16 protein-coding genes are annotated in these 17760 nt (G+C 60.2%); 13 read left to right on the top strand and 3 right to left on the bottom strand.

Annotated elements, in window-relative coordinates; all coding sequences use genetic code 11:
- Positions 1–225 precede the first annotated feature (225 nt).
- The 7 genes from A3C3_RS0105280 (at position 226) to A3C3_RS0105250 (ending at position 8192) form a co-directional block, all read left to right on the top strand.
- Positions 226–1728 carry a UxaA family hydrolase gene (locus tag A3C3_RS0105280; RefSeq protein ID WP_022713575.1) on the top strand — a complete coding sequence of 501 codons (1503 nt, stop codon included), beginning with the start codon at positions 226–228 and terminating at the stop codon, positions 1726–1728.
- A gap of 29 nt (positions 1729–1757) precedes the next feature.
- A complete protein-coding gene (locus tag A3C3_RS0105275; RefSeq protein WP_022713574.1) occupies positions 1758–2777 on the top strand; it encodes an aldo/keto reductase in 1020 nt (339 codons plus the stop codon).
- 10 nt (positions 2778–2787) lie between these two features.
- Positions 2788–3234: an RbsD/FucU family protein gene (locus A3C3_RS0105270; protein ID WP_022713573.1), complete on the top strand. Its 447-nt coding sequence runs from the start codon at positions 2788–2790 to the stop codon at positions 3232–3234.
- A gap of 209 nt (positions 3235–3443) precedes the next feature.
- Complete coding sequence (locus A3C3_RS0105265; protein ID WP_022713572.1) at positions 3444–4430, top strand: ABC transporter substrate-binding protein; 987 nt, start codon at positions 3444–3446, stop codon at positions 4428–4430.
- Between the two features lie 121 nt (positions 4431–4551).
- Positions 4552–6102, top strand: coding sequence for a sugar ABC transporter ATP-binding protein (locus A3C3_RS0105260; RefSeq protein WP_022713571.1), 1551 nt, complete (start codon positions 4552–4554; stop codon positions 6100–6102).
- 28 nt (positions 6103–6130) lie between these two features.
- Positions 6131–7105: an ABC transporter permease gene (locus tag A3C3_RS0105255; protein ID WP_022713570.1), complete on the top strand. Its 975-nt coding sequence runs from the start codon at positions 6131–6133 to the stop codon at positions 7103–7105.
- A 67-nt stretch (positions 7106–7172) separates the two neighbouring features.
- Positions 7173–8192: a zinc-binding alcohol dehydrogenase family protein gene (locus A3C3_RS0105250; protein ID WP_022713569.1), complete on the top strand. Its 1020-nt coding sequence runs from the start codon at positions 7173–7175 to the stop codon at positions 8190–8192.
- Here A3C3_RS0105250 and A3C3_RS0105245 read toward each other — a convergent pair.
- Together A3C3_RS0105245 and A3C3_RS0105240 are read right to left on the bottom strand one after the other, a co-directional pair.
- Positions 8189–8908 (bottom strand): copper homeostasis protein CutC, encoded by a 720-nt coding sequence (locus A3C3_RS0105245; RefSeq protein WP_022713568.1) that lies wholly within the window; start codon positions 8906–8908, stop codon positions 8189–8191. The genes A3C3_RS0105250 and A3C3_RS0105245 overlap by 4 nt on opposite strands.
- A gap of 34 nt (positions 8909–8942) precedes the next feature.
- A complete protein-coding gene (locus A3C3_RS0105240) occupies positions 8943–10154 on the bottom strand; it encodes a LysR family transcriptional regulator (RefSeq protein ID WP_022713567.1) in 1212 nt (403 codons plus the stop codon).
- Positions 10155–10571: 417 nt separating this feature from the next.
- On the opposite strand from A3C3_RS0105240, the gene osmF reads away from it, so the two are divergent.
- Genes osmF through A3C3_RS0105205 form a run of 6 tightly spaced genes read left to right on the top strand, consistent with a single transcriptional unit; the run spans position 10572 to position 17292 of the window.
- On the top strand, positions 10572–11480 hold the full coding sequence (gene osmF, locus A3C3_RS0105230) for a glycine betaine ABC transporter substrate-binding protein OsmF (RefSeq protein WP_022713565.1): 909 nt from the start codon (positions 10572–10574) through the stop codon (positions 11478–11480).
- 60 nt (positions 11481–11540) lie between these two features.
- Positions 11541–12707 carry an ABC transporter permease gene (locus tag A3C3_RS0105225; RefSeq protein ID WP_022713564.1) on the top strand — a complete coding sequence of 389 codons (1167 nt, stop codon included), beginning with the start codon at positions 11541–11543 and terminating at the stop codon, positions 12705–12707.
- Positions 12704–13648: an ABC transporter ATP-binding protein gene (locus A3C3_RS0105220; RefSeq protein ID WP_022713563.1), complete on the top strand. Its 945-nt coding sequence runs from the start codon at positions 12704–12706 to the stop codon at positions 13646–13648. The genes A3C3_RS0105225 and A3C3_RS0105220 overlap by 4 nt, the downstream gene beginning before the upstream one ends.
- A complete protein-coding gene (locus A3C3_RS0105215; RefSeq protein ID WP_022713562.1) occupies positions 13645–14394 on the top strand; it encodes an ABC transporter permease in 750 nt (249 codons plus the stop codon). The genes A3C3_RS0105220 and A3C3_RS0105215 overlap by 4 nt, the downstream gene beginning before the upstream one ends.
- A gap of 47 nt (positions 14395–14441) precedes the next feature.
- Positions 14442–14837, top strand: coding sequence for a VOC family protein (locus A3C3_RS0105210; protein WP_022713561.1), 396 nt, complete (start codon positions 14442–14444; stop codon positions 14835–14837).
- 10 nt (positions 14838–14847) lie between these two features.
- Positions 14848–17292 carry a glycoside hydrolase family 2 protein gene (locus A3C3_RS0105205; protein WP_022713560.1) on the top strand — a complete coding sequence of 815 codons (2445 nt, stop codon included), beginning with the start codon at positions 14848–14850 and terminating at the stop codon, positions 17290–17292.
- 60 nt (positions 17293–17352) lie between these two features.
- On the opposite strand, the gene A3C3_RS0105200 is transcribed toward A3C3_RS0105205, so the two are convergent.
- Positions 17353–17745 (bottom strand): PRC-barrel domain-containing protein, encoded by a 393-nt coding sequence (locus A3C3_RS0105200; RefSeq protein WP_022713559.1) that lies wholly within the window; start codon positions 17743–17745, stop codon positions 17353–17355.
- Positions 17746–17760: the final 15 nt, after the last annotated feature.

Below are 17760 nucleotides of genomic sequence, written 5' to 3'. Positions count from 1 at the left end.
GCTCTTTCCTCGTGCCTTTTAAACTTTGCAACCTGCAAAGTTTAAAGCGCGCAGGCGCTAATCGACTGCGACCTTTAGCCTATTTCCTGGCCATCTGCGGCTGTTTGCCTCCCTTGACCACAGGAACAATATTCCCGTTGACTTGAAAATGTTTATTGTAGATAAAAAACAAAATCAATGCGCATTTTGCCGATGCAGCGGGCGCGTTCCTCAGGGAGAAGACAATTGAACAAACTGCCTTGGCTCATCCTGTCTGCTGGAGATAACGTCGCCGTCGCAACGGCAGCGATCGAAGCCGGAGCGACCGTCGCAGGTATAAAGACCCGTCAAAAAATCGAACCCGGCCACAAGGTTGCGATCGCCGACATCCCGCTCGGCACGCCGGTGGTGAAATATGGCCAGGCGATTGGCCGCACGACTGCCGAGGTGAAGGCAGGCGATCACATCCACAGCCACAACCTGCATTTCGAGAACGACCGTCTGGCGGCAACTGCGAATTCCGCGCCGGAAGCGGCGACCGCGGAAGACCGCGCGCGGACCTTCATGGGTTTCCGCCGCCAGGATGGCCGGGCCGCGACCCGCAACTATATCGGCGTCATCGCCAGCGTGAACTGTTCCACCACCGTCTGCCGTGCGATTGCAGACGAGGCCAATCGCACCATCCTGCCGTATTACGAGGGCATCGACGGCTTCGTGCCGATCGTGCATGACCAGGGCTGCGGCATGAGCTCGACGGGTGACGGCATGTCGGTCCTTCACCGCACGCTTGCCGGCTACACGCGCCATGTCAATTTCGGTGGCGTGCTGATGATCGGCCTTGGCTGCGAAGTAAACCAGCTGACGCTCTACGGCCAAAGCGGTGCCGGCAATGCCAAGCGGCACTTCAACATTCAGGATGCCGGCGGCTCGCGGCGGGCCGTCGAACGCGCCATGGGGATGCTCCGGGAGATCGCCGCCGATGTCGGTAGGGAGCGGCGCACGCCGATCCCCATCAGCGAGATCATCATCGGCCTGCAATGCGGTGGGTCGGATGGCTTTTCGGGCATTACCGCCAATCCGGCGCTCGGCGTCGCAGCCGATCTCCTCGCTGCAGCCGGCGGTACCGCAATCCTTTCCGAAACCTCGGAAATCTACGGCGCTGAGCATCTGCTGCGCAGCCGCGCGATCAACGAGGACGTGGCCAGGAAGCTCGACGACAAGATCGCCTGGTGGGAGAAATATGTCGGACTGCATGGCGCCTCGCTCGACAACAACCCCTCGCCCGGCAACAAGCGCGGCGGATTGACGACCATTCTTGAAAAATCGCTCGGCGCAGTCGCCAAGGGCGGCCGGTCTCCGCTGACGGCGGTCTACAGCTATGCCGAACGCGTAACTGCACCGGGACTCGTTTTCATGGATACGCCCGGATACGACCCGGTTTCCGCGACGGGGCAGGTTGCAGGCGGCGCAAACATGATCGCCTTCACGACCGGCCGCGGCAGTTGTTTCGGCTGTCGTCCCGCGCCCTCGATCAAGCTCTCCAGCAATTCGGCGCTCTTTGCTTCGATGGAAGAGGACATGGATATCGATTGCGGCACGATCGCCACCGGCGATGCGACGATCAGCGGCAAGGGGCGCGAAATTTTCGACCTGATCATCGATACGGCTTCCGGCAAGAAGACGAAAAGCGAGGAATTCGGCTACGGCGACAACGAATTCGTACCGTGGCATTTGGGAGCAACGCTCTAACAGAAATCGGCTCTTCACGGGGAGGGAAGATGAAGACGAGGAAAATCGGCAAGACCGAACTCAAGGTCACCGAAATCAGTTTCGGTGCCGCGGCTCTGGGTGGCCTTTACCGTGCCTGCCCGCGCGAACAGGCAATGGAAACGCTGGAAGCTGCTTGGGCGAGCGGCATCCGCTATTTCGACGTGGCGCCCTGGTATGGCCTCGGCCTTGCCGAGCGCTACGTGGGCGATTTCCTGAGGGCGAAGCCCGAGAAGGAATATGTGCTCTCGACCAAGGTTGGCCGGCTTTTGCGGCCCGTGCCGAGCGGTACGGTGCCGGACTACAGCTATGTCGACCCCCTCTCCTTCGATGCCGATTACGACTATTCCTATGACGGCATCATGCGATCGGTCGATTTCAGCTATGCGCGGCTGGGGCTTAATCGCATCGATATTCTCTATGTCCACGACATCGGCAGCTACACGCACGGTGCCGCGAAGAATGCTGTCCACCTGAAAAATTTTCTCAATTCCGGCATCAAGGCGCTGGAAGAGCTGAAGTCATCGGGCGCGATCAAGGCTTTCGGCCTGGGCGTCAACGAGGTTCCTGTCTGTCTCGATGTCATGCGCAACGCCGACATCGACGCCATCCTGATGGCCGGGCGCTATACCTTGCTCGATCGCTCCGCTGTGGCGGAGCTGCTGCCGCTCTGCCGCAAGAAAGGCACGTCTCTGGTTGTCGGCGGCGTCTTCAACTCCGGCATCCTTGCGACCGGTCCGGTGCCGGGCTCGCATTTCGACTACATGCCCGCGACACCGCACGTACTTGCCAAGGTGGGCGCGATGGAAGACATCGCCAAACGTCACGGCGTTGTGCTCGCGGCCCCCGCGCTGCAATTCCCGCTCCGCGAGCCAGCCGTTTCTTCCGTGCTGATCGGGACGGCAAAGGCATCCAGCCTCAAGCGCAACATGGAGCTCTTCGAGCCCGCGCTACCCGACACGATCTTCCCTGAATTCGACCCCCTGACACTCGTTGCGCCCCCGCTTGGCGAAGACGCGGTGCGTGTTTAAGGACCAGACCATGCTCAAAGGAATTCATCCCGTTCTCAGCCCGGATCTTCTGCGCGCCATAGCGCGCATGGGGCACGGCGACGACATTGTCATCGCGGACGCCAACTTTCCCTCGAGCACAATGGGACCGGATGTCATTCGTGCCGATGGCGTAACGGCGACCGAAATGGCCGAAGCGATCCTGACGCATATGCCGCTGGACACGTTCGTTCCGGAAACGGCATGGCGCATGGAGGTCGTCGGCGATCCCGGCGCCATGCCGGAGGTGTGCGTCGAATTCCAGGAGATTGTGAGCAGGCGGGCTGGCGACTTCCGGATCGCACAGCTTGAACGCTTCGCATTCTACGAGCATGCCAGGAAGGCGGCTTATATCGTCGCGACGACCGAATTCCGGCTGTATGGAAATCTTATTCTGAAGAAAGGCGTCGTGCATCCGCATGAAGTCTATCGCGGCTGAGATTTATTTTAGAATGCAGTTTAATTGATTTAAAAACAGGAGCTTGAGAGTATAGTCGACACCAGCCGCAGCCGGCCTCTAGCCACTTGCAATTTGGAAAGGTCTCGGCTAGCTTCCTTCGGCAACTGTTTTTTATAGATAAAAATCGTCCGCCTGCGTTCAGCGGTCTGGTTTCTTGGAGGAGAACGCACCCTAAGAGGAGAACCTACATGCGCATGAAATCCATTCTGTCTCGCCGAGCCTTCACGGCTCTCGCGGGCGCCGCCGTCATCGCAACTGCAATGCCGGTCCCATCCTTTGCAGCCGACGTGACGATCCCGATCATCGTCAAGGATACGACGTCCTTCTACTGGCAGATCGTGCTCGCCGGCGCCCGCAAGGCCGGCAAGGATCTCGGCGTCAACGTCCCGGAACTCGGCGCGCAGGCCGAATCCGACATCAATGGCCAGATCAGCATTCTTGAAAACGCCGTCGCCGGCAAACCCGCCGCCGTCGTCATTTCGCCGACCGAGTTCAAGGCGCTCGGAAAGCCGATCGACGAAGCCGCCAAATCGGTTCCGATCATCGGTATCGACTCTGGCGCCGATTCCAAGGCATTCAAGTCGTTCCTGACGACGGACAACGTTCAGGGCGGCCGTATCGCAGCTGACGGTCTGGCCGCAGCCATCAAGGAAATGACGGGCAAGGAAGAGGGTGAAGTTGTGATCCTCACCAATCTTCCGGGCGTCGGCTCGCTCGAGCAGCGCCGCGAAGGCTTCCTGGATCAGGTGAAGACCAAGTATCCCGGCCTGAAGGTCATTGCCGACAAATACGGTGACGGCCAGGCAACGACCGGCCTCAACATGATGACCGACCTGATCACCGCCAACCCCAACCTCGTCGGGGTCTTTGCCTCCAACCTGATCCTGGGGCAGGGTGTTGGCCAAGCGATCGCTGAAAACAAGCTCGGCGACAAGATCAAGGTCATCGCCTTCGACAGCGACGAAAAGACAGTCGGCTTCCTGAAGGAAGGTTCGCTGGCGGGTCTCGTCGTGCAGGACCCCTATCGCATGGGATATGACGGCATAAAGACCGCGCTTGCCGTTTCGAAGGGCGAGAAGGTCGAAGAAAACGTCGACACCGGCGCGAACCTCGTCACGAAGGCGAATATGAGCGACCCGAAGATCGATGCACTGATCAATCCGAAGATCCAGTAAACACGAGCCAAGGCTGCGCGCGAGAAATTCCGCGCAGCCTTTTCTTCACCTGTGTTATCGTTTCCCCGAGGGGCGCGGATCGCTGGTGGAGGAGACAGCAATTCGTGAGGAGGAGACGTCCATGAGCCTGGAAGAGGTCAGTCATCGCCACGACGACAGCGCGACACTGAAAGAGGCAAACCGCATTCCTGCGGGCTCACCGATCCTCGAGCTCAGGGCATTGCAGAAGAATTATGGCTATGTCCAAGCGCTAAAGCCTGCGACGATGACCTTTCTGGCCGGCGAAATTCACGCGATAGTCGGCGAAAACGGTGCGGGCAAATCAACCCTCATCAAGCTGTTGACAGGTGTGATCAGCCGAACCGCCGGGGAAGTTTTCTGGTGCGGCCATCCCGTTGCACTTGCGACGCCGAACGAGGCGATCGCGCGCGGCATCAACGCCGTCCACCAGGAGGTGGTGCTCTGCCCGCACTTGACGGTTGCGGCCAATCTCTTTCTCGGCGACGAAGTCAACCAGTACGGCCTCATGCGAAAGAAGCAGATGGTCAAGATGGCACAGGCCGTCCTCGACGATCTCGGATTCGGCCTGCCCGCAAATGTCCTGCTGAGTGAGCTCACCATCGGCCAGCAGCAGCTCGTTGCAACGGCACGCGCAGCTATGCGCGGTACGCAGTTCCTCATCTTCGACGAGCCGACGGCTTATCTTACCCGACAGGAATCTGCACAACTCTTCAAGCTCATCCGTCGCCTGCAGGGCGAAGGCGTGACGATCGTCTACATCAGCCACCGCATGGAAGAAGTTTTCGAGCTTGCCGACCGCGTCTCGGTACTGCGCGACGGCACCCATGTCGGCACGCGCACGATCGGCGAGACGAACGAGGCGGAGTTGATCGCACTGATGATCAACCGCTCGATCGAACAAATCTATCACAAGGAAGAAATTCCGATCGGCGAAACGATCCTGGATGTACGCGGGCTTTCGGGGCCTGGTTTCGAGGACGTATCGCTGACCGTGAAGGCCGGCCAGATTGTCGGGCTTTACGGCCTGATCGGGGCAGGACGCAGCGAATTCGCACTCGGCCTCTACGGCCGCGAAAAGACGACGGCCGGCGAAATCCGCTGGATGGGCAAGCAGGTCGATATCAGGAACGAACGCACGGCGATGGAGCTCGGGATCGCGCTTGCGCCCGAGAGCCGCCGCGATCAGGGGCTCTGCCTCAACCTGTCTATCAGTCTCAATATCAACTTGCCGGTCTTCAAGAGGCTGAGCAAAGGCCCGGTCATCAGCCACAGCGAGGAATCGGAGAATTCCGACCGGCAGATTCGCAATCTTTCAATCAAGACCCCGAGCCGCCGTGTGCTCGCATCCAGCATGTCGGGCGGCAACCAGCAAAAGGTCGTCATCGGCAAATGGCTCAGCCACGGCGCACGCCTGTTCATCTTCGACGAGCCAACAGTTGGTGTCGATGTCGGTACAAAGGCGGAAATCTACCGGTTGTTTGCCAAGCTTCTGAAGGAAGGCGCAGGCATCATCCTGATCTCGTCCTATCTGCCGGAAGTCTACGAGCTTGCTGACCGGCTGCACGTTTTCCGCCGCGGCCAGTTGGTCGCAAGCCACGACTACCACGCGGCGACGCATGAAGAAGTGCTCGGCGAAGCGATCGGCGTCTGAGTGAAAGAATAAGAGGGAGAGAGAACCAATGACTGTAACCCCGACGGAAATCGTCGCCCCGCCGCCGCGCCGAAAAGTGAACATCCTGTTCAGCCTGACCCTGATCGGATTACTTCTCTTCCTCTGGATCCTCCTCGGCATCGTCACCGCCAGCTTCTGGACGCCGCTCAATATTTCGAACCTCTTGCGGCAGGGCGCGATGACGGCAATCCTGGCGCTCGGCCAGACCTTCGTTATCATTACGGCCGGCATCGACCTATCCGTCGGCGCCATCGTCGGCTTTGCCGGTGTCATCCTCGCGTGGCTTCTGCAGGCGGGGGTTCCGGTATGGGCCTCCATTCTCATCACGCTGCTAATCGGGGTCGGGATCGGAGCCTTTCACGGTTTCGGCATCGTCAAGATGGGGCTGCCGCCATTCATCATCACCTTGGCAACGCTGACCTCGTTGCGTGGTATCGGGCTGCTCATCACCAATGGATCGACGATCAATATCGTCAACGAGCCCTTCACGAATTTCGCCCGCGCCAATTTTCTTGGCGTGCCGAGCCTCTTCTGGATGGTCATACTCGTCGCGGTTCCGTCCTTCGTCTTCCTGCATCTGAGCCGCTGGGGCCGCTATCTCTTTGCAGTCGGCTCCAACCGCGAAGCTGCCCGCCTTTCCGGCGTGCGCGTCGACGGCATGATCTATCTCGCCTATATTCTCTCGGCGACCTTCGCCGCCTTTGTCGGCGTGCTGCTTGCCTCGCGCATCGCGATCGGCAACGCGACCCAGGCCGACGGTTGGGAACTGCAGGCGATCGCCTCTTCCGTTATCGGCGGAACCAGCCTTTTCGGTGCGATCGGCTCGGTTCATGGTCCGTTGATCGGCGCCTTCATCCTGGCCACGATCAACAACGGCGCGAACCTCTTGAACGTCAACTCATTCTGGCAGCGTATCATCACCGGTCTGCTGATCATCGTGATCGTCTATTTCGATCAGTTGCGCCGCCGCCGGAGCCAGTGAGATCGAAGAAACATCGTGAAGCCGGTCCCGCGACCGGCTTCTTCATGTTCTGAATGCGAGACACATCATGAAAGCAGTGCTTTGCCAGAAGCCCGGCGTGCTCGAAATGGTCGAGCGCCCCTCCCCCGGAACCCCTGCCCCCGGCTGGGTCCGGCTTGCCGTCAGCCACGTCGGCATTTGCGGCACGGATTATCACATCTTCGAGGGCAAACACCCCTTCCTCGAATATCCGCGCGTCATGGGCCACGAAATCTCGGCAACCGTGCTCGAGGCGGGTGACGGTGTCACGATGACTGCCGGAACGCCAGTGATCGTCAATCCATACCTTTCCTGCGGCAACTGCGTTGCCTGCCGGCAAGACAAACCGAACTGCTGCACGAGTATCAAGGTGCTCGGCGTCCACACCGATGGAGCGTTCTGCGAAGAGATCATCGTACCGGCCGGCAATCTCTACGCCGCGAAAGGCTTGAGCCTCGAGGCGGCAGCAACCGTCGAGTTCCTGGCAATCGGCGCACACGCCGTCCGGCGTTCGATGGCGCCCGCCGCCTCGCGAACGCTGGTCATCGGCGCAGGTCCGATTGGGCTCGGGGCTGCAATCTTCTCTCGGATTGCCGGGCATGACGTGACACTGCTCGACACCAGTGCCGAACGGTTGCAGATGGCTTCGGAGCGATTCGGCTTCCTCTCCGGCATTGTCGCCAATGACGAAACGGCGGAAGCCGTGAAGGCGAAGACGGACGGCGACGGCTTCGATGCCGTGTTCGACGCGACGGGCTACGGTCCTTCGATGGAGAAGGCTTTCAGTTTCGTGGCGCATGGCGGCGCACTGGTGCTGGTTAGCGTCGTGAAGGATGAGATCCGCTTTTCCGACCCGGAATTCCACAAGCGCGAAATGACGGTCATCGGCAGCCGCAACGCGACGCGCGCCGACTTCGAGCATGTCGCGGATTCGATCGCCAAAGGTCTGGTGCCAGTCGACAAGCTGATCACGCACCGCACGACGCTTGCCGACGCGCCGCGCGACCTCCCCCTCTGGACGCATGAAAAGACCGGCCTGATCAAGGCCGTCATCAAAGTGGCCGCTTAAGCCGCGTCGATCGCCTGGCGCATCTGCCGGACGACCGCGACATCGGTTTGATTGGAGGCCGGTGCCGCAAAACCGAAAGAGACGGCGCGCGGATCGATGTTCGCCGGTGAACTGCACGAGCCATGGACCTCCCGGGCGCCTGTCATGCGCAGAATTTGCGCGACATTGGCGCACCGCACGCCGCTGCCGGGCATGATCGAGATCCGGCCGGCGGCCTTTGCGGAGATACGCTTCAGCGTTTCGAGACCATCCATCGCTTTCGGCGCGCAACCGGAGGTGAGGATGCGCTCGCAGCCAAGCTCGACGGCCTGCTCCAGCGCAACATCGGCATCCGGCACGAGGTCGAAGGCGCGATGCAGCGTAGAGCCCAGACCCGCAGCATGCTTTTTCAAGCGGTGGATGAGCGGCATGTCCAGCGTTCCGTCGGGTCGGTTGGCGCCGATGACAACGCCGGCGAGGCCGAAAGCGCGGACGGCATCGATATCCGCTATCATTGCGTCCTCGTCCGCTGCATCGAAGATGAAGGGCCCGGAATGCGGACGGATCATTGCGTAGACTGGGATCGGCGCTGATGCTGCGGCTTTCATGAGACCTGCGACCGGCGTCAGGCCGCCCAGTTCGAGCGCCGAGCAAAGTTCGATACGGCCCGCGCCGCCTTCGATTGCGGCAGCAAGGCCCTTCGGGCTGTCCACGCACACTTCCAGCAAAGCCGGCATCTTTCTAATCTCCTTCATCCGCCCGACGGCCTCTTTAGGCGACAGCAGCGGTTTTCGCGACAGGCTCCGAGATGATTTTGTGCACGGCTGCAGCAATCATGGCGCAGGCATCCGCCGATGCTTTCCGATGATTGAAGGCGACATGATAGGAAATCGGGATGTGTTCGGCGAGTTCGACAATACGGACGCGATCGGCGATCGGCAGCGCGCTGACGCGTCCGAGGAACGAGACGTAGCCGTGGTTCGAGACAAGATCGACGATCACCGGCAGTGAATCCGCCGCCATGATGTCCTGATTGCGAAAGCGGCGGCTTACGGTCCGCTCGCGGCTCAGTGCGGTTGCGGCATCGCCCAGGCCGGTTCGCTCGCTCGGCGTGCAGATGGGATGCTCGGCCACCAGATCGGCGACAGTCAGCCCGGTACTTGCCGGCGGCGCGATTGCCACCAGATCGGTGCGAAGGAGTTCGCGATGTCCGAAGCTTTCCAGCTCGAACACCGAATCCAGGATCGCCACGTCGATGCGGCCAGATCTGAGGGCTTCCCGCAGATCATCGGCAGTCATGGAGATCAGCGAAATGGCATTCTTGCTGCGCCCCGCATTCCAATCGGCCACCAGAGCGCCCAGGCAGCGCGCAACCCAGCTTTCCGCACCCGTCGGAATGATCGATCCGATACGCAGCGAACGCGCCGCACGCCGATAGCGTTCGTCGGCCGTTGATTTGAGATCGTTCCATGCCTGGCTCACCGCCGAAAAGATGCCGTAGACCCGCCTTCCCTTCTCGGTCAGCGTCGAGCCTTGCGCCTGACGTTCGAGAAGCTGATGACCGACGAACTTCTCAAGATTGGCGATCTGCAATGAAAGTTGCGGCTGGCCAAGCTTGAGACGCCGGGCGGCACGATTGATGCTGCCCTGATCTGCGACCTCCAGAAAGCGCTCGATCGTCACGAGCTTGATCGGGATGCGCGATGCCCAGCTTTCGAAGGCTTCGACGAGTTCGCCGGCGAGTTCATAAAGCTGCTCGACCGCGTGCATGATGGGCTGCAGCGCGTCGCGCACCTTGCCGCTCGCGATCAGTTTGACAAGTTCACCGGAACTGCGCTTGGTCAACTTGATCGCAAGCTCACTCTCAAGATTGCTGACCGCCGACGATACAGTGGAGGCCGCGAGCGAGAAGCGCCGCGCGGTTTCTCGAACCGAACCCGAGGCGAGAACGTGGCTGGCGACAAAAAGGGCACCGAGATGCAAGACATTCTCCGGAAGTGACTGAAAAACCGGACGATATGATGTGTTCACGAAAAAAGATATCCCTGTTGCGGAATTGCCGGGCTATCGTCTTTTTCAAGAACAAATCCGGGCGGGGCAGCAGTGCCGATTAAAGAGCACCGGAAGATTGCGGAAACACGCAAGGGGACAAAAACAAACCGCCGCGGCCTTGCAAAAGGAAATGCGATTTCGCGCGCGGTGATGCTTTCACGGCCATAATCGCGCCGCGACTGCAGAAACTGGAGAGGGGTTGCATCGATTTTTCGAGAGCGCACACTATTTCCATGATGCTCGTATGTCCGGCATGATCGCTTATGCGCTTTGGCCGGGGGATTTCATGCGCGAAGGTTCCCGCCGGGCCCTCGCGACGGTCAAACGGTGTAACCAAGGGGACACTCCATGCTCAAGAAACTCGCGCTTGCCGTCTCACTTTCCGCTTTTGCGGCGGGTGCGGCCCATGCTGCCGACGTCGTCGTCTCATCGAAGATCGATACGGAAGGCACGCTGCTCGGCAACGTCATTGCGCTGGCGCTGAACGCCAACGGCATCAAGACGCAGGACCGCATCGCACTGGGAGCGACGCCGGTCGTGCGCAAGGCGATCACGGCCGGCGAGATCGATATCTATCCGGAATATACCGGTAATGCCGGCTTCTTCTTCAACAAGGCCGATGATGCAGCCTGGAAGAACCTCGAGCAGGGCTACGAGATGGCCAAGAAGCTCGACTACGATGCCAACAAGATCGTCTGGCTGGCCCCCTCGCCTGCCAACAACACCTGGGCGCTCGGCATTCGCAACGATGTCGCCGGTCCGAACAACCTCAAGACCATGTCCGATTTCGGCAAATGGGTGACCGGCGGCGGCGCTGCGAAGCTTGCAGCTTCCGCCGAGTTCGTGAACTCGGCCGGTGCGCTTCCCGCCTTCCAGACCACCTACGGCTTCCAACTCAAGCCCGACCAGATGGTCGTCCTTTCCGGCGGCGACACGGCAGCGACGATCAAGGCCGCCGCCGACCAGACGAACGGCGTCAACACCGCCATGGTCTATGGCACCGACGGCGCAATCGAAGCGGCCGAACTCACCGTCCTTGAAGACGATAAGAGCGTGCAGCAGGTCTATGCACCGACCCCGATCATCCGCGAGGACGTACTGAAGGCGAACCCGAAGATCGAGGAAATCCTCGCTCCGATCTTCAAGAGCCTGACGGCCGACGAACTGCGAAAGCTGAACGCCAGGATCCAGGTCGACGGCGAGCCGGCAAAGTCTGTTGCCGAGACCTATCTGAAGGAAAAGGGCTTCCTGAAGTAATCTTCTTACGCTCCGCCCCATCGCAGGGCGGAGCGGCTGCTTTCCAGACAGGATGGATCGATGGAAGAAACCTTAGCGGTCCGCAAATTGGATCGGCTCGGCGTGGTTCTCGTGGTTGCCGGCATCATCGCCACGGCCCTTTTGCCCTTCATCTATGTGAAGGCAAACCGCATTGCCTCCGGCAAGCCGATGCTTCTTACGCAGCTTCTCGACCAACCTTCCATCATCATCCTCGCCATACTTTTGGTCGCCACCGCATTTGCTGCACTCTTTGCACAGAGCGCCCCGTTGCGGCTTGCGATTGCGACGCTTGGGCTGGCAGCACTGGTCGCGGCGATCGGTCTCGTCGCCGCGGCCTTTACTCCACCCAACAGCAATGCGGCGCGCATGACGCCGGGAGGCGGTTTCTGGGTACTGTTTGCCGTCGTCGGTCTCATCATTTCGGATGCGCTCGTCAAGATCCGCCTGACGCCGTGGATGCGGGTCGCCGCGCTGATCGGCTACACTGCGCTCTTGGCCGGTTGCCTTTCTTCCGGCCTGCTCGACAGCCTGTCGATCATGAAGGAGTTCGCAACGCGGTCTGCGCAATTCTGGTCCGAGGCGGTCGCCCATTCGCTGCTTGCCCTCGGTTCGCTTGCGATCGCGATCGTCGTCGGCTTGCCGCTCGGCATCTTCTGTTTCTGGGTACCGAAGCTGCGCGCCGCCGTGCTGCAGAGCCTCAGCCTGATCCAGACCATCCCGAGCCTTGCGCTCTTCGGCATCCTTATGCTGCCGCTCGGCTATATCGCAACGCATGTGCCGCTTGCAGCGGACCTCGGCATCCGCGGGATTGGCACGGCGCCAGCGCTGATCGCGCTTGTGCTGTATTCCTTGCTGCCGATCGTCGCTAATACGGTCGTCGGTCTTGAGGGCGTTGATCCTTCAGTGCGGGATGCGGCCGCCGGCATGGGACTGACGCGCCGGCAAATCCTGACCGGCATCGATATGCCGCTTGCCTTTCCAGTCATTCTCACCGGCATCCGAATCGTGCTCGTACAAGCGATCGGCCTCGTGACGATCGCAGCGCTCATCGGCGGCGGCGGCTTCGGCATCTTCATTTTCCAGGGCCTCGGGCAGACCGCCATGGATCTCGTGATGCTCGGCGCCGTGCCGACCGTCTTCTTCGCCTTTTCATCGGCCGTCATCCTCGATGCGGTCATCGACAGCATACGGGGATCCGCCGCATGACCATGATCGAGATCAGGAACGTCACCAAACGCTATGGCGCTGCAACCGTCGTCGATGGTGTCTCGATGAGTGTCGAGAAAGGTTCGATCACCGTCATCGTCGGCACGTCCGGTTCGGGCAAATCGACGCTGATGCGGATGATCAATCGGCTGGTCCCGATCACCGAAGGGCAGATCTTCGTCGCCGGGCAGAATGTCATGGACGTGCCGGCAACAGATCTCCGCCGCAAGATCGGCTACGCAATCCAGGGTCATGGGCTCTTTCCGCACCGGACCGTGGCGCAGAATATCGCAACCGTACCCGAATTGCTGGGCTGGGACGCAGCGCGCACCGCCGGGCGCGTCGACGAGCTCCTCGGTCTCTTCAATCTCGATCCGGCAAGTTTTGCCGAAAAATACCCCCATCAGCTTTCCGGCGGTCAGCAGCAACGCGTCGGTGTAGCCCGCGCGCTCGCTGCTGAACCAGAGCTACTGCTGATGGACGAGCCCTTTGGTGCGCTCGATCCAGTTATCCGCGGAAAGGCGCAGGACGATCTTCTGGCGATCCAAAAGCAGTTCGGCACGACCGTCATTCTCGTGACCCACGACATGGACGAGGCCTTCCACCTCGGCAACCAGATCGCCGTCATGAGCGAGGGCAGGCTGCTGCAATGCTCGACGCCGGAAAAGATACTGACCGAACCGGCCGACCCCTTCGTGCAACAGTTGACCGGTACCTCCGACAGGGCCTTGAAACTGATGTCGCTGCTGCCGCTCAAGGCAAGCATGGCGCCCGCCAAGACAGGGCTGCCTTACGCACTGCCGCAATCGATCAGCCTTCGGGACGCTCTCGCGGAAATGATCTGGCAAGGGGTCGAGGAAGCAGCGGTACAAGATGCCGACAGGGCTCCGGTCGGCTCGATCTCCATGACGCGGCTTCTCGAACTGGGCCGCAAGGCATGAAGCTTGTCGTCGCCAACCTCTTTCGTTTCTTAGCTCTGGGGCTACTCCTGATCCTGCTTTTCAGGACCGAGTGGCTTTCCTTCATATTGGTGCCGCTGACCAGCAACAACGCACCGCCGGTCTACACGCAAAACAGCCTGCCATCGCTTGCCTTCGGCCACATGGAGCTGGTGGTCGTCTCGATCGTCGGCAGTGCCATTCTGGCGGTTCTTGCGGGCGTCTTCGTGACGCGGAAAAGCGGCGAGGATTTCCTGCCGCTCTCGCGCGCGATTGCCAATGCCGGGCAGACCTTCCCACCGGTCGCCGTCTTGGCGCTTGCCGTTCCGGCCACAGGCTTCGGCGCCGCTCCGACGCTGATCGCTCTCTTTCTCTATGGCCTGCTGCCGATCTTCGAGAATACCGTCTCCGGATTGCGTCAGGTTTCGCCATCCGTTCTTGATGCCGCCGACGGCATGGGGATGGATGGGACACAGCGGCTTTTCCGCGTTGAGCTGCCGCTTGCGCTTCCGCTCATCCTTGAGGGACTAAAGGTCGCGACCGTCATCAATATCGGCACGGCGACGATCGGCTCGACGGTTGCCGCAAAGGGCCTTGGCGAGGTCATCATCGCCGGCCTGATCTCCGACAATACAGCCTTCATCCTGCAAGGCGGTCTCATCGTCGGCCTGATGGCCGTGCTGATCTACGATGCAATGGGCCTCATCGAAAGCGCGATCACGCAAAGAATTGGCTTGCGCCCCGCATAACGGGAAAGCTACCAAGACTGCCGCAATACTGGCAATGGGAGGCCGCCTTGGCAAAGATGATCCACTCCATGATCCGCGTACTCGACGAGGGGCGCTCCGTCGATTTCTACAGCAAGGTCTTGGGGCTGACAGTCGCCGATCGGGTCGAGTTCGAGACCTTCGCGCTGATCTATATGAGCAATGCCGAGACCGGATTCGAACTGGAACTGACGATCAACAAGGGCCGTACCGCATCCTACGACCTCGGCAACGGCTATGGTCACCTCGCCGTTTCGGTCGATGAGGTCGCCGTCGAACACGAGCGATTGACGAAAGCCGGCCTCAATCCCGGCAAGCTTGTCGAGCTCAACCGCGACGGAAAGCTCTTCGGCTTGTTCTTCTTCATCACCGATCCCGACGGCTACAAGATCGAAATTCTGCAGCGTCACGGTCGTTTCCAGTAAGAGCACCTCCATGATCGAAAAAGCCGAACTCCAAAGCGGCTGGGCGCTCTCCTGCAACGATACAGGGCATCCCGGACTGCCCGAATCGATGCCCGCAACCGTTCCCGGCTGCGTGCATCTCGACCTTCTGGCAAACCGGCTGATCCCCAACCCCTATCTCGACGTCAACGAGATCAGCAACGACTGGATCGGCAGGACGGAATGGACCTATCGCTGCAGCTTCGAAGCCGCTCCTGATGAGAGCAAAGTTCATGAGCTGGTTTTCGACGGGTTGGATACGATCGCTACGATCCGATTGAACGGCGAGGAGGTGGCGCGAACCTTCAACCAGCATCGTACCTACCGCTTCGATGTTTCAGCTTTGCTCAAGGCCGGCGTCAACGAACTCAGCGTCACCTTCCATTCCGCCTATGCCCACGGCGCGGAGATGGAGAAGCATTACGGCTACCGGCCCAACAATTATCCGGGGCCCGGCAACCTGATGCGCAAGATGGCCTGCAATTTCGGCTGGGACTGGGGACCGACCTTGGTGACTGCGGGGATATGGAAGCCGGTGCGGCTGGAAAGCTGGGATCGGGCACGGCTCTTCGAGACGCGGGTATCGGCGACGCTTGCAGGTGGCGATGGCCTGGTGAAGGTCCATGCCAAGCTGGCGAAGCATGGCGCATCGGGTGCCTGCAGGATCGACGCCGAGATTGCGGGCGTACTTCATACCGTCGAGATTGCGGAAGATGCCGGAGACGCCAGCTTCGACATCCGTGTTCCATCGCCGCAACTTTGGTGGCCGCATCATCTCGGCGCCCAGCCACTCTATCCGCTGAAGATCGAGTTGCGCGATAGCGTAAACGATGACTTACTCGATAGCTATTCCAAGGAGATCGGCTTTCGCTCTGTCCGGCTAGATACTGCGCCGGACGCACATGGCTCAGCCTTCACTTTCATCGTCAACGAGGTGCCGCTTTTCATCTGCGGCGCGAACTGGATTCCCGACGATTGCTTCCCCTCTCGTGTGACTTCGGACGGCTATGTCTCGCGCATCGACGAGGCGAAGGCAGCAAACATCAATATGCTGCGCGTGTGGGGCGGCGGCATTTTCGAGCGCGATGGATTCTACGAGGCGTGCGACCGCGCCGGGATGCTGGTCTGGCAGGACTTCCTGTTTGCCTGTGCTGCCTATCCGGAGGAAGAGCCGCTTCGTAGCGAAGTGGAAGCCGAGGTACGTGACAATGTCGTCCGGCTGATGTCACACCCTTCGCTCATCGTCTGGAATGGCAATAACGAGAATATCTGGGGCTTCGATGAGTGGGGCTGGCGGCCGATCATCAAGGAGGGCGTTACCTGGGGGCTTGGCTACTATCTCGATCTGCTCCCGAAGCTGTGTGCCGAACTCGACCCCGACCGGCCCTATTATCCCGGGAGTCCCTATTCCGGCACGATGGATATCGCGCCTAATGCGGACGAACACGGCTGCAAGCATATCTGGGATGTGTGGAACGACGTCGGCTACGAGGTCTATCGCAACTATATCCCGCGCTTTTGCTCCGAATTCGGCTGGCAGGCGCCACCGAGTTGGGCGACGCTCGAAGAAAGCGTACATGACAATCCGCTGACGCCGCAATCACATGGCGTCTTCCATCATCAAAAGGCGACACATGGCAACGAGCGGCTGATCCGCGGCCTTGCCAGCCATTTGCCGGTGCCGAAGACGATGGGCGACTGGCATTTCGCTACACAGTTGAACCAGGCGCGCGCGATCCGCTTCGCCGTCGAGCATATGCGCTCGCATCGCGGCATCTGCAAAGGTGCAGTCGTTTGGCAGTTCAACGATTGCTGGCCGGTAACGTCCTGGTCCGCACTCGATTCCGCGGGGCGGCGCAAGCCGCTCTGGTACGCCCTGCAACACGCTTTTGATCCGCGCCTGCTGACGATCCAACCGCGGGCAGATAAGCTCGCCGCCGTAGCCGTCAACGAGCGGACGCTCTTCTGGCGGTCGAAAATCAGCGGCAGGCGCATAAAGCTCGACGGGACGGTGCTTGCCGAATTCGAATTCTGGCGGCTGCTCTGCGACAGGTTCGAAGCCAAGGAATTCATCCTGCCGGACGACATCGCCACTCCAGATACGGCTGAAGACGAGGTGGTCGTCGTAGAGATGCTCGACAAACGCGCCTTCCACTATTTCGTCGAGGATGTCGACTTGAAGTTGCCGAGGCCGCAGTTCGACGTCGCAGTCACCCGTGTTGTCGACGGATGCGAGGTGAAGGTCACGGCCAGAAGCTTTCTGAAGGATATTTGCCTGATGGCCGACCGGCTGGATCCGAATGCAGTAGTAGGTTCCATGCTTGTTTCGCTGCTGCCAGGCGAGAGCCATGTTTTCAAACTGAATACGAAGAGGCCAGTCTCTTCGGACGACATCGTCCCGGGCGTGGTTCTTCGCTCGGCCAACGATCTCCTTTGACGACACCAAAAAGGCCCCGCCAGCCGCGGGGCCCTTTCCGGCTCGTTCGCGCGAACGACGTTACATCCAGTAAGGTGGCACGCCGTAGTAGTCATAGATTCGGCGGCTATTATCGTTGTACCAGTTGTCGTCATCGTCCGCGTAGCTCGGCGCGTTTTCGATCTCCTCCTTCGTGAGATCGATACGGTAGCCGTCAAGCTGCGTGTCGTAGGTCAGCTTTTCCCAAGGCAGCGGGTAGTGGTCATTGCCAATACCCAGGAAGCCGCCAAAGCTCATCACGGCATAGGCCACGCGGCCGTCTTGCTTTCCGATGATCAGGCGCTCGATCGAGCCGATGTGCTTGCCATCGGCGCCATAGACACGAGTGCCCTCAACGCGGTCACTTGCAATCAGCGACGGCGTATCCTTCACATTGGGATCGACGCGGCTGACATCAGCCTCTTCATTGAGCATTTCTGCTTCTCCTCA

The sequence above is a fragment of the Rhizobium mongolense USDA 1844 genome (assembly GCF_000419765.1).
In the GTDB taxonomy this organism is placed as follows: Bacteria; Pseudomonadota; Alphaproteobacteria; order Rhizobiales; family Rhizobiaceae; genus Rhizobium; species Rhizobium mongolense.
Note: the sequence above shows the minus strand (reverse complement) of the source record. Positions and strands in the feature narration are given on the sequence as shown.